At 68.1% G+C, this 20,911-nt stretch carries 22 protein-coding genes; 14 read left to right on the top strand and 8 right to left on the bottom strand.

Annotation, left to right across the window (positions count from 1 at the left end; all coding sequences use genetic code 11):
- Positions 1-54 precede the first annotated feature (54 nt).
- A complete protein-coding gene (locus HWX36_RS30515) occupies positions 55-690 on the top strand; it encodes a shikimate kinase (RefSeq protein ID WP_244136568.1) in 636 nt (211 codons plus the stop codon).
- Positions 687-1,265 (top strand): hypothetical protein, encoded by a 579-nt coding sequence (locus HWX36_RS30510; protein WP_175957549.1) that lies wholly within the window; start codon positions 687-689, stop codon positions 1,263-1,265. The genes HWX36_RS30515 and HWX36_RS30510 overlap by 4 nt, the downstream gene beginning before the upstream one ends.
- 14 nt (positions 1,266-1,279) lie before the next feature.
- Here the strand turns inward: HWX36_RS30510 and HWX36_RS30505 are convergent, their stop codons facing one another.
- Positions 1,280-1,993 carry a riboflavin synthase subunit alpha gene (locus HWX36_RS30505; RefSeq protein ID WP_175957548.1) on the bottom strand — a complete coding sequence of 238 codons (714 nt, stop codon included), beginning with the start codon at positions 1,991-1,993 and terminating at the stop codon, positions 1,280-1,282.
- 208 nt (positions 1,994-2,201) lie between these two features.
- Positions 2,202-4,064, bottom strand: a complete 1,863-nt coding sequence (locus HWX36_RS30500) for an ABC transporter ATP-binding protein (RefSeq protein WP_175957547.1) — start codon at positions 4,062-4,064, stop codon at positions 2,202-2,204.
- A gap of 492 nt (positions 4,065-4,556) precedes the next feature.
- Here HWX36_RS30500 and HWX36_RS30495 point away from each other — a divergent pair, with 492 nt between their 5' ends.
- Complete coding sequence (locus HWX36_RS30495) at positions 4,557-5,438, top strand: Dyp-type peroxidase (protein WP_175957546.1); 882 nt, start codon at positions 4,557-4,559, stop codon at positions 5,436-5,438.
- Between the two features lie 92 nt (positions 5,439-5,530).
- Here the strand turns inward: HWX36_RS30495 and HWX36_RS30490 are convergent, their stop codons facing one another.
- Positions 5,531-5,932 (bottom strand): OsmC family protein, encoded by a 402-nt coding sequence (locus HWX36_RS30490; RefSeq protein WP_175957545.1) that lies wholly within the window; start codon positions 5,930-5,932, stop codon positions 5,531-5,533.
- A gap of 98 nt (positions 5,933-6,030) precedes the next feature.
- Positions 6,031-6,954, bottom strand: a complete 924-nt coding sequence (locus HWX36_RS30485; RefSeq protein WP_175957544.1) for a LysR family transcriptional regulator — start codon at positions 6,952-6,954, stop codon at positions 6,031-6,033.
- Positions 6,955-7,462: 508 nt separating this feature from the next.
- On the opposite strand from HWX36_RS30485, the gene HWX36_RS30480 reads away from it, so the two are divergent.
- From HWX36_RS30480 to HWX36_RS30455, 6 genes are all read left to right on the top strand, one after another.
- Positions 7,463-8,515, top strand: a complete 1,053-nt coding sequence (locus tag HWX36_RS30480; RefSeq protein WP_175957543.1) for a helix-turn-helix domain-containing protein — start codon at positions 7,463-7,465, stop codon at positions 8,513-8,515.
- A complete protein-coding gene (locus HWX36_RS30475; protein WP_175957542.1) occupies positions 8,464-9,780 on the top strand; it encodes an Nramp family divalent metal transporter in 1,317 nt (438 codons plus the stop codon). Before HWX36_RS30480 ends, HWX36_RS30475 begins: the two co-directional genes overlap by 52 nt.
- Before the next feature lie 81 nt (positions 9,781-9,861).
- Positions 9,862-10,452: a phosphatase PAP2 family protein gene (locus HWX36_RS30470; protein WP_175957540.1), complete on the top strand. Its 591-nt coding sequence runs from the start codon at positions 9,862-9,864 to the stop codon at positions 10,450-10,452.
- A 460-nt stretch (positions 10,453-10,912) separates the two neighbouring features.
- Positions 10,913-11,701 carry an SDR family oxidoreductase gene (locus HWX36_RS30465; protein WP_175957539.1) on the top strand — a complete coding sequence of 263 codons (789 nt, stop codon included), beginning with the start codon at positions 10,913-10,915 and terminating at the stop codon, positions 11,699-11,701.
- Between the two features lie 37 nt (positions 11,702-11,738).
- Entirely contained in the window at positions 11,739-12,755 is a 1,017-nt protein-coding gene (locus tag HWX36_RS30460; RefSeq protein ID WP_175957537.1) for an NADP-dependent oxidoreductase, read from the top strand.
- 208 nt (positions 12,756-12,963) lie between these two features.
- Positions 12,964-13,479 (top strand): thioesterase, encoded by a 516-nt coding sequence (locus tag HWX36_RS30455; protein WP_175957534.1) that lies wholly within the window; start codon positions 12,964-12,966, stop codon positions 13,477-13,479.
- A 43-nt stretch (positions 13,480-13,522) separates the two neighbouring features.
- Here the strand turns inward: HWX36_RS30455 and HWX36_RS30450 are convergent, their stop codons facing one another.
- From HWX36_RS30450 to HWX36_RS30440, 3 genes are all read right to left on the bottom strand, one after another.
- Positions 13,523-14,575 (bottom strand): AI-2E family transporter, encoded by a 1,053-nt coding sequence (locus HWX36_RS30450; RefSeq protein ID WP_175957532.1) that lies wholly within the window; start codon positions 14,573-14,575, stop codon positions 13,523-13,525.
- A 234-nt stretch (positions 14,576-14,809) separates the two neighbouring features.
- Positions 14,810-15,394 (bottom strand): YSC84-related protein, encoded by a 585-nt coding sequence (locus HWX36_RS30445; protein ID WP_175957530.1) that lies wholly within the window; start codon positions 15,392-15,394, stop codon positions 14,810-14,812.
- 64 nt (positions 15,395-15,458) lie between these two features.
- Positions 15,459-15,845 carry a DUF883 family protein gene (locus HWX36_RS30440; RefSeq protein WP_069251033.1) on the bottom strand — a complete coding sequence of 129 codons (387 nt, stop codon included), beginning with the start codon at positions 15,843-15,845 and terminating at the stop codon, positions 15,459-15,461.
- 42 nt (positions 15,846-15,887) lie between these two features.
- Between HWX36_RS30440 and HWX36_RS30435 the strand changes: the two genes are divergently transcribed.
- Positions 15,888-16,097, top strand: coding sequence for a hypothetical protein (locus HWX36_RS30435; protein WP_175957528.1), 210 nt, complete (start codon positions 15,888-15,890; stop codon positions 16,095-16,097).
- 33 nt (positions 16,098-16,130) lie between these two features.
- Here HWX36_RS30435 and HWX36_RS30430 read toward each other — a convergent pair whose 3' ends face one another.
- On the bottom strand, positions 16,131-17,996 hold the full coding sequence (locus HWX36_RS30430; RefSeq protein ID WP_175957526.1) for an ExeM/NucH family extracellular endonuclease: 1,866 nt from the start codon (positions 17,994-17,996) through the stop codon (positions 16,131-16,133).
- A gap of 203 nt (positions 17,997-18,199) precedes the next feature.
- Between HWX36_RS30430 and HWX36_RS30425 the strand changes: the two genes are divergently transcribed.
- The 4 genes from HWX36_RS30425 to HWX36_RS30410 all read left to right on the top strand — a co-directional run bounded on the left by HWX36_RS30425 (position 18,200) and on the right by HWX36_RS30410 (position 20,818).
- Positions 18,200-18,553, top strand: coding sequence for a YciI family protein (locus tag HWX36_RS30425; RefSeq protein WP_175957524.1), 354 nt, complete (start codon positions 18,200-18,202; stop codon positions 18,551-18,553).
- A 124-nt stretch (positions 18,554-18,677) separates the two neighbouring features.
- The gene (locus HWX36_RS30420; RefSeq protein WP_175957522.1) at positions 18,678-19,097 is read left to right on the top strand and encodes a YciI family protein; all 420 of its coding nucleotides are present in this window, start codon (positions 18,678-18,680) and stop codon (positions 19,095-19,097) included.
- 42 nt (positions 19,098-19,139) lie between these two features.
- Positions 19,140-19,556 (top strand): glyoxalase/bleomycin resistance/extradiol dioxygenase family protein, encoded by a 417-nt coding sequence (locus HWX36_RS30415; protein ID WP_175957520.1) that lies wholly within the window; start codon positions 19,140-19,142, stop codon positions 19,554-19,556.
- Entirely contained in the window at positions 19,553-20,818 is a 1,266-nt protein-coding gene (locus HWX36_RS30410) for an RNA polymerase sigma factor (protein ID WP_175957518.1), read from the top strand. The genes HWX36_RS30415 and HWX36_RS30410 overlap by 4 nt, the downstream gene beginning before the upstream one ends.
- Positions 20,819-20,911 lie beyond the last annotated feature (93 nt).

Below are 20,911 nucleotides of genomic sequence, written 5' to 3'. Positions count from 1 at the left end.
GGATTCGTCGCGGCGCCTCCGGGAACGCGATGCATGCGATGTCGAAGGGGGGGCGTGTTGTTGCCGGTACATCTGATCGGGCCGGGCGGTGCCGGCAAGACCACAGTGGGGGCGATTGTCGCGGCACATCTGAACTGGCGGTTCGTCGACGTGGATCAATGCTTCCTGGCCGCGCATGGGAACATCGCCGATTTCATCCGGCGCCGCGGCTATGCCGAGTACGCGTCGCACAACGTCCGGCTGTACGAGCGGCTCAAGCACGACATGTCGGCGCACACGATCTGCGCGGTTTCGTCCGGTTTCATGCTGTATCCGGCCGATGTCGCGCCGGCCTATCCGGCGCTTCGCCGCGGCATCGAGGAGGACGGATTCACCGCGCTCCTGTTGCCGTCGTTCGATCTCGAACGCTGCGCGAAACTCGTCGTGGGCCGGCAAATGTCCCGGCCGTATCTGAATGCGAATGAAGCCGACGAGATGCGCAAGATCCGCGCTCGGTTCCCCGCGTTCATGCGCCTGAACTGCAAACGGTTTGCGAGCGACGGACCGCCCGAACACGTGGCGGCCGACATCGAACGTTTTATCGTGGCGTCGATGCCATCGAGTGAACGCGGTCCGTATCCGGCGGCGGGCGATCGCCCGACGCATCCATGCGGTACCCAAGGCGACGGAAGCCGGGAGAACCTCCGATGACGCTGGAAGACTTTCTGATCGAAGCGCGGCGCCTTGCCAGGCCATGCCATCAATACCGCTTCGCGCAAGACGGCGAACCCGTCACCGGCTACTGGCATGGCGTCGAGGCAGGCGCGTTGTGCCTTTCCGTCGAGCGCGACGGCACATGGCTGAACGTGTATCTCGACGAGGACGGGATATCAGGCCGCGTGGAAACCGCCGTGCGGCCGGCCCAGTCCGAACACCCGCTGTACCGATCCGAAGCAACGTCGCTTCCGCCGATCGACGCTGTGTTCCGCTTCGGTTCCGCCGCGATCGAAGCGTATCTCGGCGCGCATGGCTGGCAACGGGACTGGGGATTCAACAGCAACTTCAAGGGCGTCGCGGCGCACGACTATGCGCGCGCATGGATGGCGCAATGTCCGCTCTACACGGGTGGGGTGGTCGCCGTCGCGGGCGGGTGGAACATGCCCTGGCCCGACGACGACGAGCCGATCGACCTTGACCTTGTCCTCTGGACGTTCGAGGAGGCGGAGCCGTGGGTCGAGGTGTTTTTTGACGGCAGCCGGTACGCGGTGATCCAGCGGATCACCTAGCGCGCCGGTATCCGTTACTGCTTCGGCAGCCGCGCGACGTGCCGCGCCAGCAGTTCCTCGATGTCGATGCCTTTTTCCGCCAGCAATGCGGTGACGACGCCGTTCATTTCGCCGAGCGTTTCCTTGACCGATTCCCGGATCGTGTCGACGACCACCTGCGTGCTGCGCTCGATCTCGATGTTGACCGTGTCGTTGACGCCCTTCGCATCGAAAGTCGTCGCGCGTCGCGTTTCGGGAATCAGCCAGACATCGAACCAGCCCTCGTCGCGGTTGACGTCGGACACCGTCAGGCTGCAGCCGTTGATCGCGATATACCCCTTCGCGAACACATACCGCTTGAATGCGTCCGGCACGCCGATGCGCACCATCCGGTTATGTTCGGACGACGCGATGTGCCGGATCGTCCCCGTGAAGTCGACATGGCCCGACAGCGGATGCCCGCCGATCTCCGCGCCGTCCTTCGCGGCCCGCTCCACGTTGACGCGGCCGCCCGTCGCGAGATCGGCCAGCGTGGTGATCCGCAGGCTCGGCAGCATCACGTCGAAGTCGATCAGCGCCGGCGAATGGATGGTCGTCACCGTCAGGCAGACGCCGTCGACCGAGACGCTGGCGCCGATCTCGATGTCGTCGGTAAACCGCTCCGGGAATTCGATGCTGAAGGTTCTCAGTTCCCCGTGATCGGCGATGGCCTTGATGGTGGCAACGCCCTGGACAATTCCTGTAAACATGGTCGATCCCTAGTCGCACATTTCCTGGTCGACATGATAAGGGATCCCGGAAGCGGCGGCCTTGCGGCGCGTGGCGTCGGGGTAGCCGGCCCGATTCGCGGGCGCAAAAAAAGGCCGTGCACCTGGCACGGCCTCGATCCGGATCCGATTGTCGACGTGCGCCGGCGGTGATGACCGCACCGCCGGCGCACGTTGCGACACGCTGGCGTCACGCCTCGGCCGGCTCGCCGAGCGGCCCGGCGGCGTCTTCCGCCGTGCGTCGCGGCGAATCGGCGAGCCCCTTCGCAAGCTCCAGCGCCTGCCGCTCGAACAGCCGGCGGTAGATGCCGCCGTCGATGCGGATCAGCGCGTCGTGGCTGCCTTCCTCGATCACCTTGCCGCGATCGAGCACCAGCAGCCGGTCGAGCGCACGCACGGTCGACAGCCGGTGCGCGACCACGAGCGTCGTGCGGCCGACCATCAGCCGCTCCATCGCCTGCTGGATCAGCAGCTCGCTTTCGCTGTCGAGGCTCGACGTGGCTTCGTCGAGGATCAGGATCGGCGCATCGGCGAGAAACGCGCGTGCGATCGCGACCCGCTGGCGTTCACCGCCCGACAGCTTGATCCCGCGTTCGCCAACGAGCGTGTCATAGCCGTCCGGCAGCGTGGCGATGAAGTCGTGCGCGCTGGCCAGCCGCGCGGCGCGCTCGATGTCGGCCCGGCTCGCGTCGGGGCGCGCATACGCGATGTTCTCCGCGAGCGTGCGGTGGAACAGCACGGGCTCCTGCTGGACGATCGCGATCTGGCTGCGCAGCGAATCCTGCCGCACCCGCGCGATGTCCTGGCCGTCGATCGTGATGCGGCCGCCCGACACGTCGTACAGGCGCTGGATCAGCTTGATGAACGACGTCTTGCCCGACCCCGAATGGCCGACGAGGCCGACGCGCTCGCCCGGCGCGATCCGCATCGAGAAATCGTCGTACAGCGGCACCGGATGGTTGTCGTAGCGGAACGTCACGTGCTCGAAGCGGATCTCGCCTTGCCCGATCCGGATCGCCGGCGCGCCGGGACGATCGTCGATGCCGAGCGGCTGGCGTTCGAGCGCGACGAGTTCTTCCATGTCGTTCACCGAGCGTTGCAGGTTGCGGATGTGCATGCCGACGTCGCGCAGGTAGCCCTGCAGCATGAAGAACATCGTCAGCGCGAACGCGATGTCGCCGACGCTCGCCTCGTCGTTCGCCCACAGCCGCAGCGCGACGCCGATCATCGCGGCCTGCATCGCAACGAGCATCGCGCCCTGCAACCCGCCGTTGAGCGTGCCGCGCACCCACGTGCGGCGCGTGCGTTGCCGCCACTTGCCGATCACGCGCGCGAGCCGCGCTTCCTCGCGCGTTTCCGCGCCGAACGCCTTGACGACCGCGTTGCAGCTCACGGCGTCGGCGAGCACGCCGCCCATGCGCGTATCCCACAGGTTGCCGAGCCGCGCGGCCGGCGCGACGATGCCGAGCGACACCGCCACCGTCACCGTGATGTACAGCAGCGAACCCGCGCCGACGACGAGCCCCATCACGGGCCAGTGCGTGCCGAGCAGCACGGTGGCGCCGACGAGCATCGTGACCGACGGAAGCAGCGCGATCAGCACGGTGTCGTTCAGCAGGTCGAGCGCCCAGATCCCGCGCGTGATCTTGCGCACGGTCGAGCCCGCGAAGCTGTTCGCGTGCCAGTCGGTCGAGAAGCGCTGCACGCGATGGAACGACGCGGCCGCGATCTCGCTCATCATCTTCAGGGTGAGCGTGATGATGTTCAGGTAGACGCCTTGCCGCAGCACCGTCGCGCCGAGGCCGAGCGCGGCGAGCGTGCCGAACGCGACGAGGGCCGCATGCCATGCGGCGGCGCGGTCGGTCAGGCCGGTCGACAGCGCGTCGACGAGACGGCCGGCGAACAGCGGCGTGAGCACGTCGGCGAGCGCGGCGAGCAGCGCGAGGCTCGCGACCGTGGCGGTGCGGGCCGGCTGCTTGCGCCAGTAACGGAAGGTGAAGCCGAAGACGGCCTGGAATGCCTGGCCGCCCAGATGGGAGGTTTTTCTGGTCATTGTTCGTTGCCCGGCGCATCGCGCGACGGGACTTTCCGGTTCGGAGAACATCGAAAACGCAACAGCCGGGCCGCGCGGAAACCGTGCGGCGAAACGAAACGGGCTGTCGGGAAACGGCGCGGCTGACGGGTTAGCGGAAAACTCGGGAGCCGGCGCGGACGGCGGGCTGGATCAGCTGCGCCGTGGTGGGACCGCGTTCGGGAAGGTTGCTGGCATTCGGAACATCTGCACCTCCCCTGAAGTGAACGGTTGAAAGGACGCCGAAAAGACGTAGGAAGATTCTAGCAGCAGTGCCGTGCGCGCCGCAACGTCCGATGAATGCGGCGTTGCAGCGTCGATACGGTTAGTATTCGGCTTTTGGGCCCTTCTTTTGCGGGCCTTCCACAGTGCGGCAGCGCAAGGGCCGGCACGCGCATCGATTACACTTCAGCGTCTGCGGCGCAAGACGCCGCGGCCCTCGCAGATTCACCACGATACATTCCTGAGGAAACGATGAGCGACGTTCAGCAAGGCATCCTGACCCCGATCGATACGGCGGCCCGATACCTCACTTTCACGATTTCGAATGACGGCAATGTGGCGGCGGCGCTGGCCGCGCTGCGCGAGATCGTCGACGGACGCGACACGGTGGTCGGGTTCGGGCATGCGCTGGCGGCGCATCTCGGGCACCCGGTGCCGGGCCTGACCGAATTCCCGGCGTTCACGGTGAAGGACCGCACGCTGCCGGCGACGCCGGCCGACGTGTGGGTCTGGCTGCGCGGCGACGACCGCGGCGAGATCGTGCTGCGCACGCGGGCGATCGAACGCGCGCTGGCGCCGGCGTTTGCGTTGCAGGATGCGGTCGACGGTTTCCGCTATTCGAACGATCGCGACCTGTCCGGCTACGAGGACGGCACCGAGAACCCGGAAGGCGACGACGCGGTGGCCGCGGCGATCGTGACGGGGCAGGGCGCGGGGCTCGACGGTGCGAGCTTCGTCGCGGTCCAGCAATGGCTGCACGACTTCGACCAGATGGAGCGCATTCCGTCGGGCGACATGGACAACATCATCGGGCGCCGCCGCTCGGACAACGAAGAACTCGACGATGCACCCGAGTTCGCGCACGTGAAGCGCACCGCGCAGGAAAGCTTCGAGCCCGAGGCGTTCATGCTGCGCCGTTCGTCGCCGTGGTCGGACGCGCGTCGCGCGGGCCTCTACTTCGTGGCGTTCGGCTGCTCGTTCCGCGCGTTCGACGTACAGATGCGCCGGATGAGCGGCGCGGATGACGGGATCGTCGACGGCCTGTTCCGCTTCACGCGACCGCTGACGGGCGCGTATTTCTGGTGCCCGCCGATGAAGGGCGGCAAGCTCGACCTGTCCGCGCTCGGACTGTAAGCGCCTGACGGTATCGACGCAACGGGGGCCGCGCATCGTGCGCGGCCCCCGTTTCTTTTGGCGCGGCGGTCGTGCGCTGCGTGCGTCGTGTGTCAGTTCAACGTCGTGTCGATCCGTGTGCCACGTTTGATGAACTGCGTGACCGGCGTTTTCTCGCAGATTTCGGCGAGGCGCCGGCGTTGCGCTTCATCGAGCGGACCGTCGAGCGTCACGACGCGGCGCACGTACTGCGTGCCGTCGCGATCGGCATGAAGCTCGGCGCGCACGTCGATGCGCGTGGCCGGCCACGTCTTGCGCTGCATATACATGCGCAGCGTCGCGGCCGTGCATTGCGCGAGGCCGGCCAGCACGAACGCGTACGGCGCCGGCCCGCGATCCTGGCCGCCTTCGCGTGGCGCTTCGTCGCCGGTCAATGCGTGCGTGCCGGCCTGCAGCCGGACGACGTAGTCGGGCGCATCGGCGTCGAGGACGGCGGCGGCATGGATCAGCGACATGGCAAGTCTCCGGTCGGCGGGAAGCGGGAAGCGAGCGCCGCCTGGCGGCGCGCAGCCGCCAGCATACCGCCCCGATCGCGACGGCGTGCGCCGCGCGGCTATGCGTCGGTCACGCCGGCGCTGCTGCGCACGAGCGCGGCGATACGTTCGCGCACCCACTGGTGCGCCCGATCGGCGTCGCGCGATTCGTGCCAGTACGCGAGGAGCGGGAACGGCTTGAGCCGCAACGGCAGCGGCCGCACGACGATCGGCAGCATCGCGGCCATCCGCAACGCATAGGTGTGCGGCAGCGTGACCAGCAGGTTGCCGGTCGCGGCGATCTGGCAGGCGGCGAAATAGTGCTGGCAGGTGAGCCGGATATCGCGGAAACGGCCGTCGTTGCCGAGCAGCACGTCGAGCGATTGCGGCTCGCCGAGCGACGACACCGCGACATGCTGCGCCGCGAAATAGTCGCCGCGCCGCAGCGGGTCGCGCGCGAGCGGATGATCGCCGCGCAGCGCGACGACGAGCGAATCGTCGAGCAGGTGCTCGGTGGCGATGCGCGGGCCGGTCGGCACGCGGCGATCGACGGCGAGATCGAGATTGCCCGATGCGAGTTCGCGCTCGATGTCGGCCACCGCGATGCGGCGGCTCACGAGCCGCAGGCCCGGCGCTTCGTCGGCGAACGCGGCGACGATCCGCGGCAGCGCGATCGATTCGAGCACGTCGCGAATGCCTACCGCGATGCTCAGGTCGAGCGTCGCGGGATCGAATGCGGACGATGCGCGCGCGGTGCCTTGCAGGCCCTTCAGGTGCAACTGCACGTCCGCGATGATCGAACGCGTGCGCTCGGTCGCCACGACGCGGTTGCCCTGCCGCACGAACAGCGGATCGTCGAAATGCGCGCGCAGCCGGTTGAGCGCATGCGTGACGGCTGGCTGCGTGAGATGCAGCGCGCGGGCGGCTGCGCCGATGCCGCCATGCACGTAGACGGCGTCGAGCACGCGAAACAGGTTCAGGTCGAGACGGTGATCGGCGGGCACGGGGCGCGGGCGGCGTAGTGAATGGTGGACCGATTCTAAGGGATGCGCAGGCAACGGCTACGCGGGCTTCTACGTGGGCGTTCCTGCGTGGCGATCGATGGCACCGAATACGAGTGGATATCGTTTGCGTCGATATTGGGTTGTGTATTTATCCGGATACCTGACGCAATAAGTCGTAATGAAATGCACGAATTGCGACGCACGCAATCGCAATAATTGGCGATATCGGCCCGGGCAATGCAGCGCAGGCCCGCCAGTAACCCCTGGCAGCCTGTAGTAATCCGCCATCATGCTGTCCGCGTCGGCCATTTCGTGCCAAAGGCGCGACCCGTTCGGCTAAGATGCCGTCGCTTCATATTTCGGGATAGCCGTCCTGTCGCACGCATTTAAACCAAATATAAGCCTGACAGTTCGACGGTATTAGAAGAAGTCGAACAAGTCGGGGGCTTGGCCAGTGAATGCAGCAGATCAGAGATGGGTCGTTATTTATTTGAGTACGGGATTTTCGTTGGCCCAGGCCGCGCGTCTTGGCGAGGCTTTCAACCTGGCGAATCGCCTGAACGCACACAGTGCTGACTACCAGCTGAAGTACGTATCCGAAAGCGGGGGGCTGTTGCAGTCGTCCTCCGGCGTGAGCATCGCGGCCGATCCGCTCGGTGACGAGCACGGCCGCCGCGCACTCGCGTTCTTTCATCTTCACGGTGACCGCGCGGCCGTCAACTGGGACGACGCATTGCAGCGTCGCCTCACCGACATTCGCCGTCATGCGCGCTGGATCGTCGACGGGATGGATCTGCCCACGCTCGCGGCGATGCGGCGTCCGTCGGCGGCGATCGAAGGGCGGCCCGGCCGGGGCGGGCGACGGGTCGCCGCGACGGTCGAGTTGGAGGCCGGCGAAACGGACGTGTTTGCCGCCGTGCTCGACATGTTCCGCGCCGACCTTGGCGACGGCGCCGCGCAAGAGATCGCCAGCAACATGCTGCGGCCGGTCGAGCAACGCTATCCGCAGTCGATGTGGGCCTTTCGCGAGCTGAGCGCGAGCCCGTCGATCCGGATGTCGGCGCAGCGGCTGCGCGCGCAGAGCGTGAACCGCATCTCGATCGCGAATGCCGCCCAGGCTGCCGCGATGAGCGAGCGCAACTTCCTGCGGCGCTTCAAGAAGGAAATCGGCGTGACGCCGACCGAGTTCGTCCAGCACGTGCGGCTCGAGCGCGCCTGCCACATGCTGGTCCACACGACGCTGCCGGCCGACAAAGTCGCGCGTCGTACCGGGTTCGGCAGCGGCGAGCGGCTCGCGAAGCTGTTTCGCCAGCGCATGCTGATGTCGCCGACCGAGTTTCGCGTCGCCGAGCGCGAAAGGATCCTCACCCGCGGCGCGACGCCGGCCGATGCGGGCGGGGGGCGCTGCGATGGCGCCGGGGGGCGTTGCGCCGCGTGCGAGGCCGCGCGGGAGAAAACCGGGCGGATACCCGTAGAATCGTCCTGTCGCGATCTCGATCCCCGGTTTCCATGTCCGTCCTCCCCACTACCGCCACCGCCCCTTTCTGCCCGTCGGAAGTAAAGGGCAGCATCACGATCGATGCCGGCGCGCCGCGCTGGCAGAAGCTCAAGCGCTTCTTCGGCCCCGGCCTGCTGGTCGCGATCGGGTACATGGATCCCGGCAACTGGGCGACCGACATCCAGGCCGGCTCGCAGTTCGGCTATTCGCTGCTGTGGGTGGTCGCGTTCTCGAGCCTCGCGGCGATCTTCCTGCAGATGCTCGCGGCGCGGCTCGGCCTCGTCGCCGGCAGGGATCTCGCGCAGGCCAGCTACGACCGCTACGGCCGGTTCGGCCGCATCGTGCAGTGGGTGACCGCCGAAGTGTCGATCATCGCGTGCGACATCGCGGAAGTCCTCGGCTGCGCGCTCGCGTTCAAGCTGCTGCTCGGCGTGCCGCTCGCATGGGGGATCGTGCTGACCGCGCTCGACACGGTGATCGTGCTCGGCCTGCAGGGCAAGGGGTTCCGGCAGATCGAGGCGATCGTGCTCGCGCTGATCGCGACGATGGCGTTCTGCTTCGTCGCGCAGGTCGCGATTACGCCGCCCGACTGGCACGCGGTGGCCGGCGGGCTGGTGCCGGGCGATCCGGGCCACGACCGCAAGGACGCGATCGTGCTCGCGCTGGGCATCGTCGGCGCGACGATCATGCCGCACAACCTGTACCTGCATTCGTCGGTCGTGCAGACGCGGCGCGTGGTCGGCGGCGCGCGCGGGATGATCCGCGACACGCTCGCGCTGGTGCGGATCGATACCTGCGTGTCGCTGTTCGTCGCGATGCTCGTCAACGCGGCGATCCTGGTCGTCGCGGGCGCGGCATTCCATGCGACGGGTCAGCACAACGTGACCGACATCGAGCAGGCCTACAAGCTGATTACGCCGATCGCGGGCGGCGCTGCCGCGCTGCTGTTCGGCATTGCGCTGCTCGCGTCGGGGCAGAGCTCGACGCTGACCGGCACGATCGCCGGCCAGGTGATCATGGACGGCTTCCTGCATGCGAAGATTCCGTGCTACCAGCGCCGGCTGATCACGCGCGGGCTCGCCCTCGTGCCGGCGCTGATCGGCGTGCTGTGGCTCGGCGACGGCTCGGTCGGGCAGTTGCTGGTGTGGAGCCAGGTGCTGCTGAGCCTGCAGCTCCCGTTCGCGATGTGGCCGCTGATCCGCTCGGTCAGCGATCGCAATACGATGGGCGAGCATACGATCGGGCGCGGGATGCAAGTTGCCGCGTGGGCGCTGTTCGCCGTCATCACCGGCACGAACCTGTTGCTGATTACCGGTGTCGCGGGCTGATACAGCCTGTCACAGGCTGACACAGTCACGCGGCGCGCATGCGGTAAACTGCGGCCTTTCGATCGTTGTCCGAAGTCCGTTATGTGGAGTGAAATCAGCAACATCGGCGATGCCGCGCTGACCTTGCCGATCGCACTGACGTGCGCGGCGTGGCTCGCGCTGACCGACTGGCGCCTCGCCGTCCGCTGGGGCGTGCTGCTCGCCGCCGGCATGGGCCTCGTCGGCGCCACCAAGATCCTCTATGCCGGGTGCGGCATCGAGCTGCCGCAATTCGATTTCCGCGTGATCAGCGGCCATACGATGCTGTCGACGTCCGTGTGGACCGTCGCGCTGTCGATGCTGTGGCAGGCGTTCCGGCCGGGCAAGGCGCCCGGCATCGCGGCCGGGTTGGCCGTGGGCGCGGTCACGGCCGTCGCGCGCGTGTTCGATCATTCGCACACCGTGCCGGAAGTGATCGTCGGCTGGATGCTCGGCGCGGTGGTCGCGCTGGTGTTCCTGCGCGGCTACGACGGCGCGCGGCAGCGTGCATTCTCGCCGCGCGTCGCGGCCGTTTGCCTGCTGCTCGTGTCCGGCATCGCGTACGGGCACCGTGCGCCGTTCCAGCAGATGATCGATACCCACTCGCCGCAACTCTGCGCGTTCGTGCGCGCGCCGTCGGGCGACGGCTTCTGACGGCAGCCGGTCACGGCGCCCCGGCGCCGCTTTCTTGCCGCCGGCATTCGCCCGACGGTTGCGCGATTCCACACGGTTCGTCTTCCCGATTGCGTCCGCGTCCGCGTCTGCGCGGAACGCGGCGCTCCGTCATTCCCTGAATCGACGAACCGGCCGGTCGGCATGACGGGCGAGTGCCGGCGGCCCGAGCAGGCGCGCCGGCACACGAAGGTCATGAACCGCATCTATGACCGGGCATAACGATTATTCATTTCATCGATTGGCGGCATTCGCGTACGCTGGCTGTCGTTCAACCGGGGCAGGCTGCCCGGCCCGTCCGGCACGCCGATATACTCGCGTAAACCGTGCGACGCCTCGTGATGTCGAGGCACGGTCAACCGGCCCGTGTCGGCCGGAACAGGCACGGCAAACCCGTCGCGGCAGCGTTCCGCGACGACGATTCACGACAGGAGCAGGTCACATGACAGCCGTTTCTTCGCGCCTTGCCGGCAAGTGCGCATATATCACGGGCGCCGCGGGCGGCCTCGGCCGTGCGATCGCGAGCCGGATGGTCGAGCAGGGCGCGCGCGTGTTCGTGACCGACATCGCCGACGCGGCGGTGCTCGACGCGTTCGCGCAGGAACTCAACGCGGGCCACGCGACGCCGGTCGCGTTCGCCGCGACGCAGGACGTGCGCGACGAAGCGCGCTGGCAGGCGCTGCTCGCGCAGGCGGTCGATGCGATGGGCGGCCTGTCGGTGCTCGTCAACAACGCCGGTGTCGGCTCGATCGGCTCACCCGCGCAGATCGAGCTGGACGAATGGCGGCGCGTGATGGCGATCAACGTCGAGAGCATCGTGCTCGGCTGCAAGCATGCGCTGTCGTATCTGGCCGAGAGCCATCCCGCATCGATCATCAACATCTCGTCGGTGGCCGCGTTCAAGGTCGAGCCGGATTTCACCGCGTACAACGCGTCGAAGGCGGCGGTCGCATCGCTGACGAAGTCGGTCGCGATCGACTGCGCACGTCGCGAGATCGACGTGCGCTGCAACTCGATTCACCCGGCGTTCATTCGCACGGGGATCGTCGAGCCGCTGTTCCAGTCGCTCGGCGAACGCGACGCGACGCGCAAGCTCGCGCGCGGCATTCCGCTGCGCCGGCTCGGCGAGCCGGACGACGTCGCGCATGCGGCCGTGTATCTCGCGTCCGACGAGAGCCGCTTCGTGACGGCCGCCGAACTTGTCGTCGACGGCGGCATGTGCGCGGTCTGATACGTATCCCGAACAACAACGACCGGAGGAGAACATCGTGTCCACACTCGTGAACCGCCAACTGCTGCTGAAGACGCGCCCGGAAGGGCGGGTCGGCCGCGAACACTTTTCGCTCGTCGCGACGCCGGTGCCGGCGCTCGCGGAGGGCGAGGTACTCGTGCGCGTGCTGTATCTGTCGATGGACCCGACCAACCGCGTGTGGATGAGCGACGTGCCGCAGTACCTGCCGCCCGTCGCGATCGGCGAGGTGATGCGCGCGCTCGGCATCGGGCGCGTGGTGGCGTCGCGCCATGCGGGGTTCGCGGAAGGCGATCTCGTGCAGGGGCTCGTCGGCTGGCAGGACTACGCGGTCGTGCCGGCCGACCAGGCCGCGCAGCTCGTGAAGCTGCCCGCGGAGACGGGCCTGCCGTTGCCGACGCTGCTCGGCGCGTGCGGGATGAGCGGGCTGACCGCGTACTACGGGCTGACGGACATCGCGCCGGTGCAGCCGGGCGAGACGCTCGTGGTATCGGCGGCGGCCGGCTCGGTCGGCTCGATCGCCGGGCAGATCGGCAAGATCCACGGCGCGCGCGTGGTCGGCATCGCGGGCGGCGCGGACAAGTGCCGCTACCTGACCGAGACGCTCGGCTTCGACGCGGCCGTCGACTACAAGGCCGACGATTTCCGTCAGCAGCTGAAAGCGGCGACGCCGGACGGCGTGCACGTGAACTTCGAAAATGTAGGCGGCGAGGTGATGCGCGCGGTGCTGTCGCGGATGGTGATCGGCGGGCGCGTCGCGCTGTGCGGCGTGATCTCGAATTACAACAGCGGGCGCGCGGCGGACGACGTCGGCGTGTTGATCTCGAAGCGGCTGACGATGCGCGGCTTCCTGATCCTCGACTATCGCAAGAGCCGCGAGGCCGTGCAGACGCTCGCGGGCTGGCTGCGCGACGGCCGGCTCAAGGCCGAGGAGACGGTGGCGGACGGTCTCGAGAATGCGCCCGACGTGCTGAATCGCCTGTTCGACGGCGACCATCGCGGCAAGCTCGTGCTGCGCGTCGATCCCGACGCGTGACCGGCCCGCCGCGCAGCGTGCGATGCCGTTCGTACGTTCGCGCGGCGAGCCGGTGTCGAACGCGGTGCGTTCGAACAACCGGGCCTTAGTTTCGGACTTGTCCCATATATTGTCCGGACGTCTCTCCCTAAAGTGATTGCCAGCAGACAGGCGGTGTGACCGACGCGTCACGCCGCCTTTTTTCTGGTTACGCCAAGGGAGAAGAAACATGCGAAACGACGCGAAGCGGGCGGCATCGGTGGCGATGCGCAATCGAACGGTGCGGTGCGCCAGTGCCGTGCGGAGGATGGCGATCGGGCTTGGCGTGGCGTTCGCGATGTCGAATGCCGGGGCGGCCGGGCACGCTGAGTCGGGCGGTGACGTGCGCTTCACGGGCGCGCTCGTCGATCTCTACGACGTGACGCTCGACGCGCGGTCGGGCGTGGGGGTCGAAGGACGCGAGGTGGCGAACGGCGAGGCGGCGGCCACGCTGCGGTTCGATGCGCACGGCCGGCGTTTGCCGGGTGCCCATGTGGCGCTGGTCGGGCCCGACGGTGCGCCGTTCGCACCGGATATCGCTTCGCGCGTGCGTGCAACGTGGCGCGATGCGCACGACGATCGAAGCGTGCCGCTGGTGTCGGGCCGCTCGTATCGCGTGGGTCCGTATGGCGGCCTGATGATCCTGGCGGCGGACGAGGAAACGGGCGCCGTGGCGCCCGTCGTGATTCGCATTCGTCATCCGTGACGGCGCGTGCTGGCAGGTGCGCGGCACATGGCCGCGCGAGGCGTCATTCGCCCTGTTCGGACCGTGCGTAGATGTCCCAGCTCGCCATGAACAGCGCGGCGACGAGCGGCCCGATCACGAAGCCGGTGATGCCGAACAGCGCCATCCCGCCGAGCGTCGAGATCAGCACGACCCAGTCGGGCATCTTCGTGTCCTTGCCGACGAGGATCGGGCGCAGCAGGTTGTCGACGAGGCCGATCACGCCCACGCAGAACGCGACGAGGATCGCGCATTTCCAGAACGCGCCGATCATCAGGAAGTAGAGCGCCGCGGGCACCCAGACGAGGCTCGCGCCGATCGCGGGCAGCAGCGACAGGAACGCCATCAGCGCGCCCCACAGCACGACGCCTTCGATCCCGAGGATCCAGAAGATCAGGCCGCCGAGCGCGCCCTGCACGAGCGCGACCGCGATGTTGCCCTTCACCGTCGCGCGCACGACCGTCGTGAATTTCGCCAGCAGCAGGTTCTTGTGCTCTTCGTCGAGCGGCAGCGCGCGGCGCACGCGGCGGCCGATCTCGCCGCCGTCGCGCAACAGGAAGAACACCATGTACAGCATCACGCCGAAGCTCACGACGAACTGGAACGTGTTCTGGCCGATGCTGAGTGCCTGCGTTGCCGCAAGCTGGCTGATCTGCGCAGCGCCATCGGTCAGCTTCTTCTGGATGCCCGGGAGGTTGCCCAACCCGTATTTCTGCAGCAGGTGCTGGATCGACGACGGCAGCGCGTGGATGATGTCCTGGAAGTATTGCGAATAGTTCGGCTGCGCGGTCTTGATTTCCTGGTACACGTACGCGATTTCCTGCACGAGTGTCGCGGCGACGAACACGAGCGGCAGGATCACGATCAGCACGATCAGCGACAGCGTCACGAGCGCGGCCAGGTTGCGCCGCTTGCCGAAGCGTGCGGCGAGCCAGCGCTGCACGGGCTGGAACAGGATCGCGAGAATGGTGCCCCAGAACACGGCGCCGGAAAACGGCGCGAGGATCCAGCAGAGTCCGACGGTGACCGCGGCCAGCAGGAAATAGAAGAATTTTTGGTGGTCGTGTCCGCTTTCCATGGATGACATTCGCGCAGATTGATGCGTGGTTTGATTGAATCTCGTTGCCCCGCGCTCGATCGGTTCGCGATCGTCACGGGTTCGCGGCGAAATGCGCCGCGCGCGGCCCGAAGCGGAGTATGCCCGCAAAGGTGCCGCCATCATAGCCGCTGCGGGCGGCACATGCGAAAACGCCGCGGGCGGGGCCGCGGCGCTGCCGGGAAGCAAACGCGGCGCGACGCCGCGTGCCGCACGTCAGATATTGAGCTTCGTGACCTTGGTGCCGTTCACCGACAGGTCGCCCATCAGGCCCGCGTTGGTCAGGATCAGCACCTCGACCGGGGCGGTGGCCGTGGTCGTATCGACCGCGCCGTTCGCGCCGACCTTCACGACTGCGACCGATGCGTCGGCGCCGGCGGCCCAGCCTTCGGACCTGCGGAACGAGTCGAGCGCATCCTGCGTCATGAACAGGAACACGATCGCCTTCGACTGCGCGCCGGCCTGCAGGCCGACCGACAGCGACGACGTGTTGTAGTAGCCGACCGTGCTGCCGCCGACGCGCAGCGCGCCGTTGCCGGACTGGCCGCCGACGATGAAGCCGGCCTGCAGCACGCTCGGGAACACGAGCACGCCGCGCGATTTCGCGACGAGCTCACGCGAACCCGGCACCGTCGAATAGAGACGCGACAGCGTCGCGTTGACGCTGGCGTCGATCGACTGTCGCTTCGACGCGCTGGCCGCGGCGCTTTCCGGTTTGTCCGGAGTGGTCGTGCAGCCGGCGAGCGCGAGGCCGCCGAGCAGGACGGCGGCAGCGGCTTTCATGGCAAGGGTCTTGTGCATGGCGTTTCTCCTTCGTTGTCTGATTGAGGACGGTCGGGGCGGGCAGCGGAGCGGCCGGCTCCGTTCAACGGCGGGCGAGGAGCAGGCCCGCAACGAACGCGAGGCCGGCGACGACGCCGGCGGTTTGCCACGGGTTGTCCTGTACGACCTGCGACACGCGTTCGGCCGATTCGCGCAGCCGGGCGGCCGCGCTGCCCGACGCATGGTCGAGCGCGCTGCGCGCTTCATCGAGCCTGGATTGCACGCGCTTGCGCAGCGCGGCGATATCGCCGTCGCCATCGTTTTTCAGCAGATCTTCCAGTTCGTCGACCAGCCCGCGCAGATCGTCGGTGACGTCGGCATGCAGGTCGCGGGCGGCCGAGCGCGTCGTGCGTCCCACGCGCCGGCCCGTGCGACGAATGTCGGACAGGCCGCGGTCCAGCTTGTGTTCGATCGAGTCGGTGAGCGCCATGGTGTTGATCCTCCTTCGATTCAATGTAAATTTGAAGATAAGATGAATCCCAGCAACGGGTGTGATTCACTTGGCCCGATTTTGTTTCGAGACAAATTTTCAATTCGTCGGCAGGATTGCCGCGAAGCCCCGCCGCACGGGGCCGCGCGGCGATTGAAAAAAATTCTCTTTCCGGGCGAAGCGGCGTATCGGGTTGCGGTACGCGGTGAAGGTGCGGTAAATATCGCGTCGCCGGGGCCATCAGGTAAATAGTGCCGTTGCAGGCCTTGTGCTGATGCAAATGCACTAGTCGGCGCCTGATTGACGAGCACGGTTCGTGCCCGGGGCGGCGAACGTGCCGCCGTCGCCAAGCGCGACGTCGATCACGACGGGATCGTGATCCGACGACCGGTACGCGTCGGGTGCGTAATAAGTGGATCGTTGCGCGGACGTTTTGTAATCGGGCACGGGTTGCAGGGCCACCGGTTCGTCGGCGTTGATGTGCCAGACGTGCACGGCCTTCACGCGCGCGGCGAGCGCCGGCGTGGCGAGCGCGTGGTCGAGGCTGCCCGCTTCGCCGCGAAATACGTAGCTGTACGCAGCATCGCCGACGAAGCGGGGCACCAGGTTCGTGTAGCCGCGCGATTCGAGCGCGCGCAGCGGATCTTCCTTCGCGTAGCTGTTCAGGTCGCCGATCAGTAGCACGCCTTCGGCCGCGGTGCCGGTCGGCGACGTGGCGAGCCAATCGGCGACGCGCGCGGCGGCTCGCGTGCGCGCCGCATTCCAGCAGCCCTGGCCGTCCGACTGGTCGCGATCGACGCCGGTCGCGTTCGGGCAGTTCTTCGATTTCAGGTGATTGACCGCGACCGTGAAGGTGCGCGTGCCGCCGATGCGCCGGAATGTCTGCGCGAGCGGCGGGCGGTGCCGGCCGCCGAGTGCGACGGTCGCGGCGCGCCCGGCCGGCTCGACCGTGCGGCTGTCGTACAGCAGTGCGACCGCGATCGCGTCGCGGCCGAGCCGCGCGGTGCCGGGATCGACGGCGCGCCAGCCGTCGCCGAGTTGCGCGGCGAGACGCCGCACGGCGCTCGCGTCGCCGTAGCCGTTGTTCGCGATTTCCATCAGCCCGATCACGTCGGCACGCAGCGCGCGCAATGCCGCGACGATCTTCGCCTCCTGCCGCGCGAACGCGGCGGGCGCTTTCGCACCGCGATTGGCCGGGGCATCGAATCCGCCACCGTTCCCGTCGCCGTTGAAATAGTTGAATACGTTGAACGACACGATGCGCACGTCGGCATCGGGATGCCGGGCTGGCGCATCGGTGCGCGGGTTCGCGGCGGCATCGAACACCGGCGCCGCGCCGGCAACCGGTTGCAGTCGCCACGTGCCGTAACGCAGTTCGATCACGCCTTCGATGCCGCGTACCGTGTAGCCCGCGCGCAGTGTGTTGGCGGCACTCAGCGCGGGCGGCGGATAGCGCACGGTCGCGGGATCGCGGCGGTTCGAGCCGTCGTCGAGCACGATGCGGTTGCGTGCGTTCGCATGCGCGATCGCGGCGGCCTCGGCCGGCGGCGCGACGTGGGTCGGGATGCGTAGCCGGCCGTTGCTGAGGACGACGCTGCCGTAGCGGCCGAGTTCGTGGGTATCGCTGACCGTCAGGGTTTGCGGCAGGCGCACCCGCATGCCTTCAAGCGCGCTCAGCACGGATGGCGTGGCGACCGGCAGCGTGAGCGTTGCAGGCGTGACTGTCTGCCCGCGTGCGCAGACGGTCACGCCGCCCGACAGCGTGAATTGCGTCCGGCCGTATTGCTCGTCGACCCGGCCCGTGAGATGCACGAGATCGCCGGCTTTCGCGCGCGCGTTCGGCGCGTACACGAACACGCCTTCCGGGATGCCCGGCCGGTGCCGCCGCTGGGCGTCGGCCTGCTGGACGAAGAAGCCGCCGAGGCCGTCGGCTCCGCCGAACGCCGCCGTGACGACCGCTTCGATCGAGGTGGTTTGACCGGCCAGCGGCGACGGGCCGCCGGCGCTGCGGAGTTCGGCAATCGGCGTGGTTGCGCCGCCGCAGCCGGCGCTGACCGGCGGCGCGGCCGCGGCCGGCCGGGCAGCGAGGGCGGCGAGGGTAGCCAGGGCGATGAACGGTGCAGCGGCAAACGGGCCAAGCAGGGGTGACATGGGGCGGTCCACAGGAAGAAAATCCGACGGTTCGGGAGGACATCTTGCCGGCAAAATGTCAGGAAGCGGCCGAATTGGCCGTCCGGCCAGTGCCGATTGGCCGACGATGCAAGCCGCACGGCGGCTGCTACGCTTTTGCATCGGTCGGCGCATCCCGATCGCGCAGCGAACGCTGCCGCGCCCCGTTCCCACAGGAGAAGCCCATGTCTTACATGCTGTTGATCGTCGAGCCGACCGACCAGCGCGCCGAACGCACACTCGACGAAGGCCAGGCGCTGTACGCGCGGATGGTCGATTTCGCCGAGACGCTCAAGGCGCGCGGCGTGCTGCGCGGCGTCGAGTCGCTGGAACGTTCCGAACGCGGTACGCACGTGCAGGTGCGCAACGGCGAGACGCGCCTGCTCGACGGCCCGTTCGCGGAGGCGAAGGAGATGGTCGGCGGCTTCTTCATCGTCGACGTCGACACGCGCGAGGAGGCGATCGAGATCGCGCGCCAGTGTCCGGCCGCGCAATGGTGCACGGTCGAGGTGCGCGCGGTCGGCCCGTGCTTTCTGTGAAGGCCGCGGCTCGGTATTTACCCTGATGTGTCGCGGAATATGTCGATCCGGCTGCCTTCCAGCCGTCGTCCCGATAAGGCGCCGATGAACGGCGCTGCCTTTCGACGACGACAAGGAGTGAACGATGCGATTCATGATCATGATCCGGGCGAACGCCGTCAGCGAGTCCGACGCGTTGCCGGACAACCGGCTGGTCGAGGCCATGACCGTCTATCACGAGGAGCTGGCCAGGGCCGGCGTGCTGCTCGACGCGAACGGGCTGCGGCCGAGCGCGAGCGGCTGGCGCGTGCGCTACACGAACGGCAAGGGCACCGTGATCGACGGCCCGTTCGCGGAAACGAAGGAGCTGATTGCCGGCTATACGCTGATCCAGGTGCGTTCGCGCGACGAAGCGCTCGAATGGACGCGCCGGTTCCCCGCGCCGTTCGGCGCCGAGATGGATTGCGAGATCGAGGTGCGGCCGCTGTTCGAGCTTGACGACCTCACGCCGAGCGACGCGGTCGAGCGCTTCCGCGAGCTCCACGTCGGCCGTGCCGGCGCCTGATTGATTGCCCACCTGAATCCAACTTCACGGGGAGCACCCGACATGCACAAGATGGTCTTCATCAACCTGCCCGTGGCCGACCTGCCGCGCTCGAAGGCGTTCTACCAGGCGCTCGGCTTCGAAGTCGTGCCGGCCTATACCAACGACCAGGCCGCCTGTATCAAGATCAGCGACACGATCTTCGCGATGCTGCTCGTGCGCCCGTTTTTCCAGACGTTCACCGGTAAAACCATCATCGATCCGGCAACGCAGGTGCAGGTCCTGTCGTGCCTGTCGTGCGAAAGCCGCGCCGAAGTCGACGCGATCGTCGCAAAGGCGCTGGCGGCCGGCGGATCCGCGCCGCAAGCGCCGCGCGAGTACCCGAACATGTACGGCCACGGGTTCGACGATCCGGACGGCCATGCCTGGGAGCTGATGGCCATGCCGCTGGACGCATCCGACGAGGGGCAGGCGTCGTGACGCGTGACGCGACTCACCGTGCGATTGAAGCGGTCTGGCGGATCGAGGCGCCCAAGATCATCGCGCGCGCCGCGCGCGTGGTGCGCGACGTCGGCGTGGCCGAGGAACTGGCGCAGGACACGCTCGTCGCGGCGCTCGAGCACTGGCCCGTCGACGGCGTGCCCGACAACCCGGCCGCTTGGCTGATGACGGCCGTGAAGCGTCGCGCACTCGATCGTGTCCGTCAGGAGTCGCTCCACGCGGCGAAGCGCGACCAGCTCGGCCACGAGATGGACGCGCTCGAAGCGCATGTCGTCCCCGACATCGCGGAGGCGTTCGCCGACGCGAGCGACGACATCGGCGACGATCTGCTGCGGCTGATCTTCACGTCATGCCACCCGGTGCTGTCGACGGATGCGCGCGTCGCGCTCACGCTGCGGCTGCTTGGCGGGCTGACGACAGGCGAGATCGCGCGCGCGTTCCTGACGCCCGAGCCGACGATCGCGCAGCGGATCGTGCGCGCCAAGCGCACGCTCGCGGCGGCGCACGTGCCGTTCGAGGTGCCGGCTGCCGATGCGCGGCCCGCGCGGCTCGCGTCGGTGCTCGAAGTGATCTATCTCGTGTTCAACGAAGGCCATGCGGCGACCTCGGGTGACGACTGGACGCGCCCGGCGCTGTGCGACGAGGCGTTGCGGCTCGGCCGCGTGCTGGCCGGGCTCGCGCCGGACGAGAGCGAGGTGCTCGGGCTCGTCGCGCTGATGGAGCTGCAGGCGTCGCGCATGCATGCGCGCACCGACGCGCAGGGCCGGCCCGTGCTGCTGCTCGACCAGGATCGCAGCCGCTGGGATCCGCTGCTGATCCGGCGCGGCCTCGCGACGCTCGACCGCGCGACGAAGCTCGGCGGCGTACGCGGGCCGTATGCGCTGCAGGCCGCGCTGGCGGCCTGCCACGCGCGCGCGCGGCAGGCGTCGGATACGGACTGGGCGCAGATCGTCGCGCTGTATGACGCGCTTGCCGAAGTCGCACCGTCGCCCGTCGTCGAGCTGAATCGCGCGGTGGCCGTGGGGATGGCGTTCGGGCCCGCTGCGGCGCTCGAACTCGTCGACGCGCTGCGCGACGATCCCGCGCTCGCGCGCTATCACTGGCTGCCGAGCGTGCGCGGGGACCTGCTGGCGAAGCTGGGCCGCGCCGATGAGGCGAAGGCCGAATTCCGCCGCGCGGCGGAACTGACGCGCAACGAGCGCGAGCGTGAATTGCTGCTCAGGCGCGCGACGGACGCGTGACCCACGCAGCACGCGTGAACGCCGCACTCCGCACTCCGCACCCCGCACCCCGCACCCCGCACCCCGCACCCCGCACCCCGCACCCCGCACCCC

Origin of the sequence: Burkholderia sp. BCC0405 (genome assembly GCF_902833075.1) — a bacterium.
Lineage (GTDB): Bacteria > Pseudomonadota > Gammaproteobacteria > Burkholderiales > Burkholderiaceae > Burkholderia.
This window is presented reverse-complemented; position numbering and strand designations above follow the sequence as displayed.

Bases quoted from the DNA above. Each gene is read 5' to 3' on its own strand.
- HWX36_RS30510 (WP_175957549.1), top strand. From the start codon at position 687: ATGACGCTGGAAGACTTTCTGATCGAAGCGCGGCGCCTTGCCAGGCCA.
- HWX36_RS30505 (WP_175957548.1), bottom strand. From the start codon at position 1,993: ATGTTTACAGGAATTGTCCAGGGCGTTGCCACCATCAAGGCCATCGCC.
- HWX36_RS30500 (WP_175957547.1), bottom strand. From the start codon at position 4,064: ATGACCAGAAAAACCTCCCATCTGGGCGGCCAGGCATTCCAGGCCGTC.
- HWX36_RS30495 (WP_175957546.1), top strand. From the start codon at position 4,557: ATGAGCGACGTTCAGCAAGGCATCCTGACCCCGATCGATACGGCGGCC.
- HWX36_RS30490 (WP_175957545.1), bottom strand. From the start codon at position 5,932: ATGTCGCTGATCCATGCCGCCGCCGTCCTCGACGCCGATGCGCCCGAC.
- HWX36_RS30475 (WP_175957542.1), top strand. From the start codon at position 8,464: ATGTCCGTCCTCCCCACTACCGCCACCGCCCCTTTCTGCCCGTCGGAA.
- HWX36_RS30470 (WP_175957540.1), top strand. From the start codon at position 9,862: ATGTGGAGTGAAATCAGCAACATCGGCGATGCCGCGCTGACCTTGCCG.
- HWX36_RS30465 (WP_175957539.1), top strand. From the start codon at position 10,913: ATGACAGCCGTTTCTTCGCGCCTTGCCGGCAAGTGCGCATATATCACG.
- HWX36_RS30455 (WP_175957534.1), top strand. From the start codon at position 12,964: ATGCGAAACGACGCGAAGCGGGCGGCATCGGTGGCGATGCGCAATCGA.
- HWX36_RS30450 (WP_175957532.1), bottom strand. From the start codon at position 14,575: ATGGAAAGCGGACACGACCACCAAAAATTCTTCTATTTCCTGCTGGCC.
- HWX36_RS30445 (WP_175957530.1), bottom strand. From the start codon at position 15,394: ATGCACAAGACCCTTGCCATGAAAGCCGCTGCCGCCGTCCTGCTCGGC.
- HWX36_RS30440 (WP_069251033.1), bottom strand. From the start codon at position 15,845: ATGGCGCTCACCGACTCGATCGAACACAAGCTGGACCGCGGCCTGTCC.
- HWX36_RS30435 (WP_175957528.1), top strand. From the start codon at position 15,888: ATGAATCCCAGCAACGGGTGTGATTCACTTGGCCCGATTTTGTTTCGA.
- HWX36_RS30430 (WP_175957526.1), bottom strand. From the start codon at position 17,996: ATGTCACCCCTGCTTGGCCCGTTTGCCGCTGCACCGTTCATCGCCCTG.
- HWX36_RS30425 (WP_175957524.1), top strand. From the start codon at position 18,200: ATGTCTTACATGCTGTTGATCGTCGAGCCGACCGACCAGCGCGCCGAA.
- HWX36_RS30420 (WP_175957522.1), top strand. From the start codon at position 18,678: ATGCGATTCATGATCATGATCCGGGCGAACGCCGTCAGCGAGTCCGAC.
- HWX36_RS30415 (WP_175957520.1), top strand. From the start codon at position 19,140: ATGCACAAGATGGTCTTCATCAACCTGCCCGTGGCCGACCTGCCGCGC.